General features: G+C 66.2%; 12 protein-coding genes and 1 rRNA gene. 1 reads left to right on the top strand and 12 read right to left on the bottom strand.

Annotation, left to right across the window (positions count from 1 at the left end; genetic code table 11):
* Positions 1–148: 148 nt before the first annotated feature.
* Both HFP48_RS10865 and murA read right to left on the bottom strand, forming a co-directional pair.
* Positions 149–1,670 (bottom strand): 16S ribosomal RNA (locus HFP48_RS10865).
* Between the two features lie 641 nt (positions 1,671–2,311).
* On the bottom strand, positions 2,312–3,574 hold the full coding sequence (murA, locus tag HFP48_RS10860) for a UDP-N-acetylglucosamine 1-carboxyvinyltransferase (protein ID WP_006944332.1): 1,263 nt from the start codon (positions 3,572–3,574) through the stop codon (positions 2,312–2,314).
* A gap of 56 nt (positions 3,575–3,630) precedes the next feature.
* Here murA and HFP48_RS10855 point away from each other — a divergent pair, with 56 nt between their 5' ends.
* Positions 3,631–4,203, top strand: a complete 573-nt coding sequence (locus HFP48_RS10855; RefSeq protein ID WP_006944333.1) for a cob(I)yrinic acid a,c-diamide adenosyltransferase — start codon at positions 3,631–3,633, stop codon at positions 4,201–4,203.
* Between the two features lie 19 nt (positions 4,204–4,222).
* On the opposite strand, the gene HFP48_RS10850 is transcribed toward HFP48_RS10855, so the two are convergent.
* The 10 genes from HFP48_RS10850 to HFP48_RS10805 all read right to left on the bottom strand — a co-directional run bounded on the left by HFP48_RS10850 (position 4,223) and on the right by HFP48_RS10805 (position 12,593).
* Positions 4,223–4,645, bottom strand: a complete 423-nt coding sequence (locus tag HFP48_RS10850) for a DUF2550 domain-containing protein (protein WP_168579495.1) — start codon at positions 4,643–4,645, stop codon at positions 4,223–4,225.
* A gap of 47 nt (positions 4,646–4,692) precedes the next feature.
* Positions 4,693–5,058 (bottom strand): F0F1 ATP synthase subunit epsilon, encoded by a 366-nt coding sequence (locus HFP48_RS10845; RefSeq protein WP_006944335.1) that lies wholly within the window; start codon positions 5,056–5,058, stop codon positions 4,693–4,695.
* A 6-nt stretch (positions 5,059–5,064) separates the two neighbouring features.
* Entirely contained in the window at positions 5,065–6,516 is a 1,452-nt protein-coding gene (atpD, locus tag HFP48_RS10840) for a F0F1 ATP synthase subunit beta (RefSeq protein WP_029542946.1), read from the bottom strand.
* Positions 6,517–6,520: 4 nt separating this feature from the next.
* Positions 6,521–7,504: a F0F1 ATP synthase subunit gamma gene (locus tag HFP48_RS10835; protein ID WP_006944337.1), complete on the bottom strand. Its 984-nt coding sequence runs from the start codon at positions 7,502–7,504 to the stop codon at positions 6,521–6,523.
* Positions 7,505–7,552: 48 nt separating this feature from the next.
* Complete coding sequence (gene atpA, locus HFP48_RS10830) at positions 7,553–9,196, bottom strand: F0F1 ATP synthase subunit alpha (RefSeq protein WP_006944348.1); 1,644 nt, start codon at positions 9,194–9,196, stop codon at positions 7,553–7,555.
* 64 nt (positions 9,197–9,260) lie between these two features.
* Complete coding sequence (locus HFP48_RS10825) at positions 9,261–10,100, bottom strand: F0F1 ATP synthase subunit delta (protein ID WP_006944350.1); 840 nt, start codon at positions 10,098–10,100, stop codon at positions 9,261–9,263.
* A 5-nt stretch (positions 10,101–10,105) separates the two neighbouring features.
* Entirely contained in the window at positions 10,106–10,666 is a 561-nt protein-coding gene (locus HFP48_RS10820) for a F0F1 ATP synthase subunit B (protein WP_006944352.1), read from the bottom strand.
* Between the two features lie 10 nt (positions 10,667–10,676).
* Complete coding sequence (locus tag HFP48_RS10815) at positions 10,677–10,928, bottom strand: ATP synthase F0 subunit C (RefSeq protein WP_003935756.1); 252 nt, start codon at positions 10,926–10,928, stop codon at positions 10,677–10,679.
* A gap of 89 nt (positions 10,929–11,017) precedes the next feature.
* Positions 11,018–11,866 carry a F0F1 ATP synthase subunit A gene (gene atpB, locus HFP48_RS10810; protein ID WP_170914067.1) on the bottom strand — a complete coding sequence of 283 codons (849 nt, stop codon included), beginning with the start codon at positions 11,864–11,866 and terminating at the stop codon, positions 11,018–11,020.
* Between the two features lie 259 nt (positions 11,867–12,125).
* Positions 12,126–12,593, bottom strand: coding sequence for a hypothetical protein (locus HFP48_RS10805; protein WP_006944358.1), 468 nt, complete (start codon positions 12,591–12,593; stop codon positions 12,126–12,128).
* Positions 12,594–12,599: the final 6 nt, after the last annotated feature.

Below are 12,599 nucleotides of genomic sequence, written 5' to 3'. Positions count from 1 at the left end.
CACCGGCCGGCCATGTGACCCACCGAGCGTGCATGAAGCTGTCAGCGTTCCACCCATGAGCACCACCGGATTACGTGTGAATCCGAAATGGCTCTGCCTCGCTCCCCCGGCACCTGTGTGCTGGTCCGAGCAAGGAGTTGCTCCTTAGAAAGGAGGTGATCCAGCCGCACCTTCCGGTACGGCTACCTTGTTACGACTTCGTCCCAATCGCCGATCCCACCTTCGACGGCTCCCTCCCACGAGGGGTTAGGCCACCGGCTTCGGGTGTTACCGACTTTCATGACGTGACGGGCGGTGTGTACAAGGCCCGGGAACGTATTCACCGCAGCGTTGCTGATCTGCGATTACTAGCGACTCCGACTTCACGGGGTCGAGTTGCAGACCCCGATCCGAACTGAGACCGGCTTTAAGGGATTCGCTCCACCTCGCGGTATCGCAGCCCTCTGTACCGGCCATTGTAGCATGTGTGAAGCCCTGGACATAAGGGGCATGATGACTTGACGTCGTCCCCACCTTCCTCCGAGTTGACCCCGGCAGTCTCCTGCGAGTCCCCAACCGAATTGCTGGCAACACAGGACAAGGGTTGCGCTCGTTGCGGGACTTAACCCAACATCTCACGACACGAGCTGACGACAGCCATGCACCACCTGTACACCGACCACAAGGGAAACCCCATCTCTGGGGCGGTCCGGTGTATGTCAAACCCAGGTAAGGTTCTTCGCGTTGCATCGAATTAATCCACATGCTCCGCCGCTTGTGCGGGCCCCCGTCAATTCCTTTGAGTTTTAGCCTTGCGGCCGTACTCCCCAGGCGGGGCGCTTAATGCGTTAGCTACGGCACGGATCCCGTGGAAGGAAACCCACACCTAGCGCCCACCGTTTACGGCGTGGACTACCAGGGTATCTAATCCTGTTCGCTACCCACGCTTTCGCTCCTCAGCGTCAGTTACTGCCCAGAGACCCGCCTTCGCCACCGGTGTTCCTCCTGATATCTGCGCATTTCACCGCTACACCAGGAATTCCAGTCTCCCCTGCAGTACTCAAGTCTGCCCGTATCGCCTGCAAGCCCGCAGTTGAGCTGCGGGTTTTCACAGACGACGCGACAAACCGCCTACGAGCTCTTTACGCCCAGTAATTCCGGACAACGCTCGCACCCTACGTATTACCGCGGCTGCTGGCACGTAGTTGGCCGGTGCTTCTTCTGTACCTACCGTCACTCGCGCTTCGTCGGTACTGAAAGAGGTTTACAACCCGAAGGCCGTCATCCCTCACGCGGCGTCGCTGCATCAGGCTTGCGCCCATTGTGCAATATTCCCCACTGCTGCCTCCCGTAGGAGTCTGGGCCGTGTCTCAGTCCCAGTGTGGCCGGTCGCCCTCTCAGGCCGGCTACCCGTCGTCGCCTTGGTGGGCCGTTACCCCACCAACAAGCTGATAGGCCGCGGGCCCATCCTGCACCGGAAAACCTTTCCACCCCGGAACATGCATCCCGAGGTCCTATCCGGTATTAGACCCAGTTTCCCAGGCTTATCCCGAAGTGCAGGGCAGATCACCCACGTGTTACTCACCCGTTCGCCACTAATCCACCCAGCAAGCTGGGCTTCATCGTTCGACTTGCATGTGTTAAGCACGCCGCCAGCGTTCGTCCTGAGCCAGGATCAAACTCTCCGTTGAAGACTCACAATCAAACCCCGAAGGGCCGATCAGTCATAGACATCGAGCCAAATCACCAGCAAAAAACTCAAACCAGCAAAAAACACTGACCACCACAGACGGAAGAATGCGGCAGCCAGCAACAACCACCCCCCGAAAAGAGAGGCGGTCGCACCAAAAACAAATTTTGGCACTGACATTCATCGGCACACTGTTGAGTTCTCAAAGAACACGCACACACCATCACCCCACGAACCGAGGTCCGCGGCGTTCCGGGGCAACCGTTCCAGCCTACCCACACCACCCGGCGAAAACAAACCCGACGCGCTCGGTGGGATCGGCAACGGCCCAGAACCCTACCAGAAGATTCCGAACCGAACAATCAGGCGCCTGCGTCCAACCTCGTTGTCCCGAGCCCCTGCGGGCCGGGTCGGTGTCCGTGTCGCTCTGACCTGGAATAAGTTACGTGAGGAACAAGCGTGCGCCAAATCCGCTGGTCAAGCTCCGATGCGGCACTGTTTTCCCAGTTCGCGGGCCGCCCCCAGCCCCGCCTCCGCGCTGTCACTCCACCGTGATGCGCGGCACATTCGGACCAGCCATGGCGTGCACCCGCCCGTTTGAGCCCGAAATGACTGAGGCACAGCCGATTTCGGCGCTCCGCATCAGGAGTCGGAGTTGACCCGCTCGATGACGCCACCGAGCTCCTCGATGATCTCCACGAATCTCGGGTAGCCGCGGTCGATGTGGTAGACGTCGTGCACCTCGGTGACGCCGTCCGCACACAGCCCGGCCAGGACCAGTCCGGCACCGGCACGGATGTCCGACGACCACACCGGCGCGCTCGACAGCTCCTCGACACCGCGGACCACGGCATGGTGCCCGTCGGTGCGCGCATCGGCGCCGAGCCGGATCATCTCCTCGACGAACCGGAACCGCGCCTCGAAGACGTTCTCCGTGATCATCGACGTGCCGTCGGCGACCGCCGCGAGCCCGATCGCCATGGGCTGCAGGTCGGTCGGGAAACCGGGATACGGCAGGGTCGCGAAGTTGACCGCCCGGGGACGGTCGTGCTGAACAACCCGGAAGCCGTCCACCTCGGGCGTCACCTCCGCGCCGGCGGCACGGAGCTTGTCGAGGACGAGGCTCAGGTGCTTCGGGTTGACGCCGCGCACGCGGACGTCGCCGCGTGTCATCGCCGCCGCGATCCCCCACGTCGCCGCGACGATGCGATCCCCGATGACGCGGTGGGTGGTGGGTTCGAGCCGGGGGACGCCCATGATCGTCAGCGTCGAGGTGCCGGCCCCGGAGATACGGGCACCCATCTGGACCAGCATGGTGCACAGGTCGACGATCTCCGGCTCCCGAGCCGCGTTGTCGATCGTGGTCTCTCCGCTCGCGAGAACGGCGGCCATCAGGATGTTCTCGGTGGCCCCCACCGACGGAAAGGCCAGGCGGATCGCGTTGCCGTGCAGGTCGTCGGCCTCGGCCACCACACAGCCGTGCTCGATCGTGCTGTGCGCCCCCAGCAGGCGGAGCCCCGTCTGGTGCATATCGAGCGGCCGCGAGCCGATCGCATCGCCGCCCGGCAGCGCGACGACGGCCTTGCGGCACCGAGCCACCAGCGGTCCGAGGACACACACCGACGCACGGAATTGCCGGACGGCGGCGAAATCTGCCTGGTATTTCGGCTGCGCGGGGGTCGTGATGCGTACCTCGTCACCCTCGAGCTCCACGTCGCATCCGAGTCCGCGGAGAACCTCGGCCATCAGCGGCACGTCGAGGATGTCCGGGCAGTTGGTGATGACGCTCGTCCCCTCCGCCAACAGGGCGGCTGCCATCAGCTTGAGCACGCTGTTCTTGGCGCCCCCGACGACTACCTCACCGACAAGCCGGTTACCACCGGAGACAAGAAAGCGATCACTCACAACGCCACAGCCTATCGACCACACTGCGGGAATACGGGAGCGGTACCGTGACCTGCATGGCTGTCCATCTCACACGGATCTACACCCGCACCGGCGACGACGGTACGACGGGCCTCAGCGACTTCTCCCGGGTGTCGAAGAACGACCCGAGGCTGATCGCCTACGCGGACTGCGACGAGACGAATGCGGCGCTCGGCGTGGCGCTGGCTGTGGGCGACGTACCGGAACGGATGGTGCCGGTCCTGCGCCAGATCCAGAACGACCTGTTCGACGCCGGAGCCGACCTGTCGACGCCGGTGGTGCCGGAGCCGAAGTATCCGCCGCTGCGGATCACGCAGGGGTACATCGATCGGCTCGAGCGCTGGTGCGACGAGTTCAACGAGGAACTGGCGCCGCTCGATTCCTTCATTCTCCCCGGCGGCACCGCGCTGGCGGCCCTGCTGCACACGGCCCGGACGGTGGCACGGCGGGCGGAGCGCTCCGCCTGGGCGGCGGTGGCCACCCACCCGGACGACACGAATGTGCTGCCGGCGAAGTACCTCAACCGGCTGTCGGATCTGCTCTTCATCCTCGGTCGCGTCGCGAACCCGGATGGTGACGTGCTCTGGAAGCCGGGCGCGGGCGCGTGAGGACCCGGTCGGCCGGACCTCAGTTCGGCCGGCCGCGCAGGGATCGGTCCGAAGGCCGGGATTCGAGCCAGGACAGGAAGGCGGTGAGCGCACCGCTGTCGAGGGCGATCTCGAAGTTGTTTGCACCGTCCTGGATTTCGAGGATCACGATGTCCTCGGTCATGATGTCGTGCTCACTGCCCTCGGGCGCGCGACGGCTGCGCACCTCGACTCCCTGCCGGGCGAGGCGCGAGTCCGGGCCCGGGCGCAGGCTGGAGAGCTTGTAGAAGACGACCGTGCGCTCGCCGTAACGGATGACGCCGTGCCGCCACCCGGCGCCGGCGCCGTTGGGCAGGCGCCGCAGGATCGCGGCGGTGCCGCCGCCCCGCAGGGTGACGAGGCGATAGAGAAAAGCCGCGACGGCAGCCGCGAGCAGTATCACCAGAACGATGAGAACAATCATTCCAACTGACACTGCTCGTCGGCTCCGTCGCGGCTTCTCTTGTCCGGTCAGGCCCGCTCGACAGCCCGGAGCCGGCCCCGCGCCGCGGCGATCTCGGCCTCGTCCCGGCTTTCGCTCAGCACGGCGCGCGCGGACTCGACGTCGATGTTCTCCGTCAGCTCCGCGGCCTCGGCGAGGATCGTCACCGTCGTGGCGGTCACCGAGAGGAAGCCGCCGTGCACGGCCGCGACGACGCGCTCGCCGTCGCCGGTCGTGATGGAGACGACGCCGCCCTCCACGAGCTGGCCCAGGACCGGCTCGTGGCCCGGCATGACACCGATCTCGCCCTCGGTCGTCTGGGCGCTGACCAGCCGGGCGGTGCCCGACCACAGGCGCTCCTCGACGGCAACGAGGTCCACGGTCATTTCAGCCATCGCGGACTACTTCCCGGCGATCTTCTTGGCAGCGGCCTCGACGTCGTCGAGTCCACCGCAGCTGTTGAACGCCTGCTCGGGCAGGTGGTCGAACTCACCCTTGGTGACGCGGTCGAACGCCTCGATGGTGTCGCGCAGCGGCACCACGGAGCCGGGCTCGCCGGTGAACTTCTCGGCCACGATGAAGTTCTGGCCGAGGAACTTCTGCAGACGACGGGCGCGGCCGACGAGGACCTTGTCCTCCTCGGAGAGCTCGTCCATACCGAGGATGGCGATGATGTCCTGCAGCTCCTTGTACTTCTGCAGGATCCGCTTCACCTCGTTGGCGACGCGGAAGTGCTCGGCACCGACGATGCCGGGCTCGAGGATGCGCGAGGTCGACGTCAGCGGATCCACAGCGGGGTAGATACCCATCTGCGAGATCGGACGCGAGAGCTCGGTGGTCGCATCGAGGTGCGCGAACGTCGTGGCCGGCGCCGGGTCGGTGTAGTCGTCGGCGGGGACGTAGATCGCCTGCAGCGAGGTGATCGAGCGGCCACGGGTCGAGGTGATCCGCTCCTGGAGCTCACCCATCTCGTCGGCCAGCGTCGGCTGGTAACCCACGGCCGACGGCATACGACCGAGCAGGGTCGACACCTCGGAACCGGCCTGGGTGAACCGGAAGATGTTGTCGATGAACAGCAGCACGTCCTGGCCCTGAACATCGCGGAAGTACTCCGCCATGGTCAGCGCGGACAGGGCGACGCGCATACGCGTTCCCGGCGGCTCGTCCATCTGGCCGAAGACGAGGGCGGTGTCCTGGAGGACGCCCATCTCCTCCATCTCGAGGTGGAGGTCGGTGCCCTCACGGGTGCGCTCGCCGACGCCGGCGAACACCGACGTGCCGGAGAACTCACGCGCGATACGGGTGATCATCTCCTGGATCAGAACGGTCTTGCCGACACCGGCACCACCGAACAGACCGATCTTGCCGCCCTTGACGTACGGGGTCAGCAGGTCGATGACCTTGATGCCGGTCTCGAGGATCTCGGTCTTGCCCTCGAGCTGGTCGAAGGCCGGCGGCTTGCGGTGGATGCCCCACTGCTCGCCGTCGCGCCCGGTGCCCGGGGCGTCGAGGCAGTCACCGAGGGCGTTGAACACGTGGCCCTTGACGACGTCGCCGACCGGCACGGAGATCGGACGGCCCGTGTCGACGACCGTGGTGCCGCGCACCAGGCCGTCGGTGGGCTGCATGGAGATCGTGCGCACCAGGTTGTCACCCAGGTGCTGCGCGACCTCGAAGGTCAGGGTCTTCGCCACGGACGGCAGAGTGACCTCTGCGTGCAGGGCGTTGAACAGAGCGGGAACGGCACCACGCGGGAACTCGACGTCCACGACGGGGCCGATGACCCGAACGACGCGGCCGGCGGTGGCCGAGGCCGCCCCCGCCCCGTAGTTATCGGTTACTGCTGCGGTCATGTGCTTAGTCACTTCCTGCACTCGAGGCGAGCGCGTTGGCACCGCCGACGATCTCGCTGATTTCCTGGGTGATCTGCGCCTGGCGGGCCTGGTTGGCCTGACGGCTGAGGGTGTTCACCAGTTCCGTGGCATTGTCGGTGGCCGCCTTCATGGCGGTACGCCGAGCAGCCGACTCCGATGCCGCGGCATCGAGCAGCGACGCGAAGATGCGGGTGCTGATGTACTTCGGCAGCAGCGCCGCGAGCAGCGTCGAGGCCTCCGGCTCGAAGTTGTAGCCGGGCCGGGGCCCGCCGTTGCTGCCGACGTGCCGGCCGTCGGTGAGCATGTCCTCGCCGAGGTCGATCTCGTCCTCGGTGACGGTCACCTCGAGCGGCGCCATCCGGCGCACCTCGGGGGTCTGGGTCAGCATCGAGACGAAGCGGGTGTAGACGATGTGCAGTTCGTCGACGCCCTCGATCGTGCCCTCACCGTTCGGCGCGGGCACCTCGTTGCCGGACCCGGCCATGAACAGTTCCACCAGGTGACGACTCGCCTTGGCCGCATCCGTGTAGCGCGGCTCCTGCGAGAAGCCGGTCCACGCCCCCGCAACCTGCCGGCCGCGGAAGGTGTAGTAGCTCAGGCCCTTGGCACCGAGCACGTAGAACACCGGCTCCTTGCCCTCGCTGACCAGCAGCTGCCGCAGCTCCTCGGCCTCCTTGAGGACGTTGGCGTTGTAGCCGCCGGCCATGCCACGGTCACTGGTGACAACCAGGACTGCGGCACGCCTCGGGTTGGGCCGTTCGTTGAGCAGGGGGTGATCCAGCGACGCGGACGCGCTCGCCAGTTCGGAGAGCACCTTGGTGATCTCCTCGGCGTACGGCTTGGACGCTGCCACTCGGGCCTGAGCCTTCGTGATCCGCGACGTCGCGATCAGCTCCTGCGCCTTGGTGATCTTCTTGGTCGAGTTGACCGACTTGATCCGCGAGCGGAGCTCGCGCAGGCTTGCCATTCGTCGATCACACTCCCTTCACAGGACGCTGGGTCATGGTCTCCACGCTCACTTGCGAACAGTGGTGCGCTTGACGGAAACCTGCTCCTGCTCGACCTCGTCGGCGCCCAGGGCCTCGGCCTCGGCCTCGTTCACGACGCGGGTTCCGTCGGAGGCGATGAAGCCCTCCTTGAACTTGTTGGTCGCGGCGAGCAGCGCGGACGCGGAGTCGTCGGTCAGCGCCTTGCCGCCGGCGATCTGCTCGTAGACGCCCGAGGCGCTGTGGTGCAGGTCCTCGAGCAGCTCGGCCTCGAAGCGGCGCACGTCGCCGACGGGAACCGAGTCGTAGACGCCCTCACCCGCGAGGTAGATCGACACGATCTGGTCCTCGACGGCGACCGGGGAGTACTGGTCCTGCTTGAGGAGCTCGACCAGACGCTGGCCACGCTCGAGCTGCGCCTTCGAGGCCGCATCGAGGTCGGAGGCGAAGGCGGCGAAGGCCTCGAGCTCACGGAACTGCGCGAGCTCCAGACGCAGCGAGCCGGACACCTTCTTCATGCCCTTGGTCTGCGCGGCGCCACCGACTCGGGACACCGAGATACCGACGTTGATGGCGGGGCGGATGCCCTTGTTGAACAGGTCGGACTCGAGGAAGACCTGGCCGTCGGTGATGGAGATGACGTTGGTCGGGATGTAGGCCGAGACGTCGTTGGCCTTGGTCTCGATGATCGGCAGGGCCGTCAGCGAACCGCCACCGAGCTCGTCGGACAGCTTGGCCGAGCGCTCCAGCAGACGGGAGTGCAGGTAGAACACGTCGCCCGGGTAGGCCTCACGTCCCGGCGGGCGGCGCAGCAGCAGGGAAATCGCGCGGTACGCCTCGGCCTGCTTGGTCAGGTCGTCGAACACGATGAGCACGTGCTTGCCCTGGTACATCCAGTGCTGGCCGATGGCCGAGCCGGTGTAGGGGGCGAGCCACTTGAAGCCGGCGGAGTCGGAGGCGGGGGCCGCGACGATGGTGGTGTACTCCATCGCGCCGTGCTCCTCGAGGGCGGCCTTGACGCCCGCGATGGTGGAGCCCTTCTGGCCGATCGCGACGTAGATGCAGCGGACCTGCTGCTTCGGGTCGCCGGAGGCCCAGTTGGCCTTCTGGTTCAGGATCGCGTCGACGCAGACGGCGGTCTTGCCCGTCTTGCGGTCGCCGATGACCAGCTGGCGCTGGCCGCGGCCGATCGGGGTCATCGCGTCGATGGCCTTGATGCCGGTCTGCAGCGGCTCCTCGACCGGCTGGCGCTGCAGCACGGTCGCGGCCTGCAGCTCGAGGGCCCGGTTCTCGGTCGCCTCGATGTCGCCGAGGCCGTCGATCGGCTGGCCCAGGGGGTTCACGACGCGGCCGAGGTAGCCGTCGCCGACCGGCACCGACAGAACGTCGCCGGTCCGCTTGACTTCCTGGCCCTCTTCGAGGTCCTGGTAGTCGCCGAGGATGACGGCACCGATCTCGGTGGCGTCGAGGTTCAGGGCCACGCCCAGCACACCGCCGGGGAACTCCAGCAGCTCGTTGGCCATCGCCGACGGCAGACCGCTGATGTGCGCGATGCCGTCACTGGTGTCGGCGACCACGCCGACCTCCTCGCGGGAGGCCTCCGGGGAGTAGCTCGCGGTGTAGTTGTCGATCGCGCTACGGATCTCGTCGGAGGAGATCGTCAGCTCCGCCATGTTCTTCCTGCTCTCGGTATCTGGTCTTCGAAAAGATCGCTATGTGTGTGTGTTCGGTAGTGGACTACGTGAGGCTCTTGCGCACTGCGGCGAGTCGACCCGCGGCGGTGCCGTCGATGACCTCGTCGCCCACCCGGACGACCAATCCACTGAGAAGCTCGGGAACCACCTCGACGTGCACCGTGACCGGTTTCCCGTACGTTCTGGTCAGGATACCGGTGAGCCGTTCGGCCTGCGCCGCGCTGAGAGGTGCCGCGCTGCGCACGTGGGCGACGGCGCGGTCCCGCTGGGTGGCGGCGAGGTTCGACAGTGCGTCGAACGCGTCGGCCGGGGCCTTGTCCTTCAGCCGTCCGACGGCCTGCACGGCCAGGGCCTCGGTGATCGCCGTGGACTTGCCGTAGAGCAGACGCGAGAGGAACTCCCGCTTGGCCGCCAGCGGCTTGGTGCGATCGGAGAGGGCCTGTTCGAGTTCGGCGTTGCCGGCCACGATGCGACCGAGCCGGAACAGCTCGTCCTCGACGGTGTCGAGCTGGTTCTGGTCCGCCGCCGCTGACAGGAGGGCTTCGCGGCCCAGCTGAACGAGGGAGTTGGTCAGGTCGGACTGGGTCGACCAGTCCTGCCCGGCCGCCGCCTTCAGGGTCGCGAGGGTGACGGGCGAGACCTTGCTCCCGAAGACCCGCTCGGCCAGTGCCTGCCGACCGGCTGCCGGGGCCGAGGCGTCGGCCAGCGCACTCCGCAGGGTGCGCTGATCGTCGAGCACCTCGACCACCGAGAACAGCTCGGAGCCGGCCTGCGCCGCAGCTGCAGTTGCGGCACCCGCGGCAGCGGATGCGGTGCTCGACGCCAACGCGCCCTGCAGCGCGGAACGCGTCTGAGCGAGTGCCTCACGGCTTGCTGCGTACATGGTGCTCACTTTCGGGATGCAGAGTCAGCGCTGAGGGAGTCGAGCTCGCTGAGGAAGCGGTCGATCGAGCCGGCACGCTTGACGTCGTCGGAGAGGGACTCCCCGATGACCTTCTCGGCCAGATCCACGGCGGTGCGTCCGAGATCGCCGCGCAGCTCGGTCACGATCTGCTGGCGCTGGGCCTGCAGCTGGTTGTGACCGGCAGCGACGATGCGGTCGCTCTCCTCCTGGGCCTGGGCCTTCATGTCCGCGATGATCTGCTGGCCCTGGGCACGGGCCTCCTCGCGGATCTGCGCCGCCTCGGTGCGGGCCTCGGCGAGCTGCGCGCGGTACTGCTCGAGCGCGGCCTTTGCCTCGGCCTGAGCTTCCTCGGCCTTCTTGATGCCGCCTTCGATCAGCTCCGAACGCTCGTCGAGCACCTTCTGGAACAGCGGAAGCACGTACTTCCAGAAGACGAGCCCGACGATGATCAGGGCGACCAGCGACCAGACGATGTCATACGTCGCGGGGAGCAGAGGATTTTGGTCCTCCGCCTCCGCCGCGAGCAACAGGATGCTGTCAGCCATGGTCGTCAGATCAGAAGATGAAGCCGGCGACGATACCGATCAGCGCCAGGGCCTCGGTGAACGCGATACCGAGGAACATGGTGGTGCGCAGCTGGCCGGCCATCTCGGGCTGGCGGGCCATGCCCTCGATCGCCTTGCCGACGACGATGCCGATGCCGATGCCGGGGCCGATGGCCGCGAGGCCGTAGCCGACCGCACCGAGACCGCTGATGGTGCTCTCCGTCTGGGCGAGGACGTCAACTGCCTGAAGCGCAACGCTCATTGGTGTTCCATTCCCTTTCTTGTGGCTCGGCCCCGGGGATCGGCAACCGAGTCAGTCTGTGTGTTGTGTGGGTAGTGCCGGTCGGCGCGCTAGTGCTCTTCGGCGTGCAGCGCCAGGTCGATGTACACCGCCGTCAACAGCGAGAAGATGTACGCCTGCAGGACGATCACCAGCAGCTCGAAGAAGGTGAACGCGACGCCACCGATCAGCGAGCCGATGCCGAAGATCTTCATCGCGCCTTCGGAGCTGAAGAAGAAGAACTGGGTTGCGCTGAAGAACAGCACCAGCATGATGTGGCCGGCCAGCATGTTCGCCATGAGACGGATGGTGAGCGTGAACGGGCGCAGCAGGAACGTCGAGATGAACTCGATCGGGATGACCAGCACGTGCAGCGCGGGGGGCAGGTTCGGGACGACGATGCTGCTCTTGACGTAGCGGAAGAACCCGTACTTCTTGATGCCCACGTAGTTGAAGACGACGTAGGCCAGCGCGGCCAGCACGATCGGCATACCGATGCGCGCGTTCGACGAGATGTTCAGGAACGGGATGACCGACGTCAGGTTGAGACCGACCACGAGGAAGAAAATGGTCACGAGCACCGGAAGGAATCGGCGGCCCTGCTGCTTGCCGAGGATGTCCTCGGCGATGTTGATCCGCACGAAGTCGATCATGATCTCGGCGACGTTCTGCACACCGCGGGGCACAATCTTCGGGCTGCGCATCGCGAGCGCGAAGAACAGCGCCACGAGCACGGCCACGACGACGCGGATGAGCATCAGGCGGTCCATTTCGAAGGGGGTGCCTTCGAACAGAACTGCTGGGGGGAAGAAATCGGCTAGTGACGGCGCGTGGAATTCTCCGGCAGCCAAGGTGGTGACGCTCAGCGCTCTCTCCCGTAGTCGGCCGCAGGCATTGCCGTCTGCGGTTCGATCGGACATTGACGATCCAACAAGTCGACCAGGTCGGCTCGCGTATTCGCCAGCTGCTGTCGGCTCCCGATCGGGGCCAGCGTCTGTCGGTGTCGGCGACTCTCGTCGACTCGGCGGCCATTCGAACACGACCGCCTGCGAGGGCACAACCGCACTCGACTCCTCCGGAATCGCAGGCAGTCGCACTCGCTTGGGACGACCTTATCAACACTTCTACGACGTTGTGTAGGCGGGTGCCCGTACCGCCAGGTCATTGACAACGGCGGTACTACCGCTCGTCGTTGTTCCCCTGCTCAGCGCTACCGGCAGGCTCCACGTACAGCGCCCGCTGCGACAGCACGCCGTAGGTCTCGGCCCCCAGGACGATGAGTAGTGCGAAGACGATGGTGAGCACCAGCGCACCCTTGTCGTAGAAATCGAGCGGCTTGAGCAGCATCATCACCACGATCGCGAGGATCAGCTTGAGCAACCAGGTGCCCAGCAGCACCGCGCCCGCCGTCGTCGCCGGGAGCCGGGCGGTGAGCAGCACGCCGAGGGCGGTGAAGAGAATGAACCCCCCTCCCACGGCCGCGCCGATCAGCGCGCCCCACACGCCCGGCAGGCCGGCGACGAGGCCGCCGATCACCGTCGCGACGACCGTCAGTGCGATCAGTCCGAGCACGCCGTAGCGGACGGCGGCGCGCATCGGCGCGGAAGAGTCGGGCAGGGCGGGCAGGGGCCGATCCGGGGAGGTCACGGGAAT

The organism is Rhodococcus sp. DMU1 (assembly GCF_012272955.1).
Lineage (GTDB): Bacteria > Actinomycetota > Actinomycetes > Mycobacteriales > Mycobacteriaceae > Rhodococcus > Rhodococcus aetherivorans.
The sequence above is the reverse complement of the archived record's forward strand: the minus strand, read 5'-3'. Positions and strand labels throughout refer to the sequence as shown.

Excerpts from the sequence above, each read along its gene's own strand:
- HFP48_RS10855 (WP_006944333.1), top strand. The coding sequence starts at position 3,631 with ATGGCTGTCCATCTCACACGGATCTACACCCGCACCGGCGACGACGGT.
- HFP48_RS10850 (WP_168579495.1), bottom strand. The coding sequence starts at position 4,645 with ATGATTGTTCTCATCGTTCTGGTGATACTGCTCGCGGCTGCCGTCGCG.
- HFP48_RS10845 (WP_006944335.1), bottom strand. The coding sequence starts at position 5,058 with ATGGCTGAAATGACCGTGGACCTCGTTGCCGTCGAGGAGCGCCTGTGG.
- atpD (WP_029542946.1), bottom strand. The coding sequence starts at position 6,516 with ATGACCGCAGCAGTAACCGATAACTACGGGGCGGGGGCGGCCTCGGCC.
- HFP48_RS10835 (WP_006944337.1), bottom strand. The coding sequence starts at position 7,504 with ATGGCAAGCCTGCGCGAGCTCCGCTCGCGGATCAAGTCGGTCAACTCG.
- atpA (WP_006944348.1), bottom strand. The coding sequence starts at position 9,196 with ATGGCGGAGCTGACGATCTCCTCCGACGAGATCCGTAGCGCGATCGAC.
- HFP48_RS10825 (WP_006944350.1), bottom strand. The coding sequence starts at position 10,100 with ATGTACGCAGCAAGCCGTGAGGCACTCGCTCAGACGCGTTCCGCGCTG.
- HFP48_RS10820 (WP_006944352.1), bottom strand. The coding sequence starts at position 10,666 with ATGGCTGACAGCATCCTGTTGCTCGCGGCGGAGGCGGAGGACCAAAAT.
- HFP48_RS10815 (WP_003935756.1), bottom strand. The coding sequence starts at position 10,928 with ATGAGCGTTGCGCTTCAGGCAGTTGACGTCCTCGCCCAGACGGAGAGC.
- atpB (WP_170914067.1), bottom strand. The coding sequence starts at position 11,866 with ATGTCCGATCGAACCGCAGACGGCAATGCCTGCGGCCGACTACGGGAG.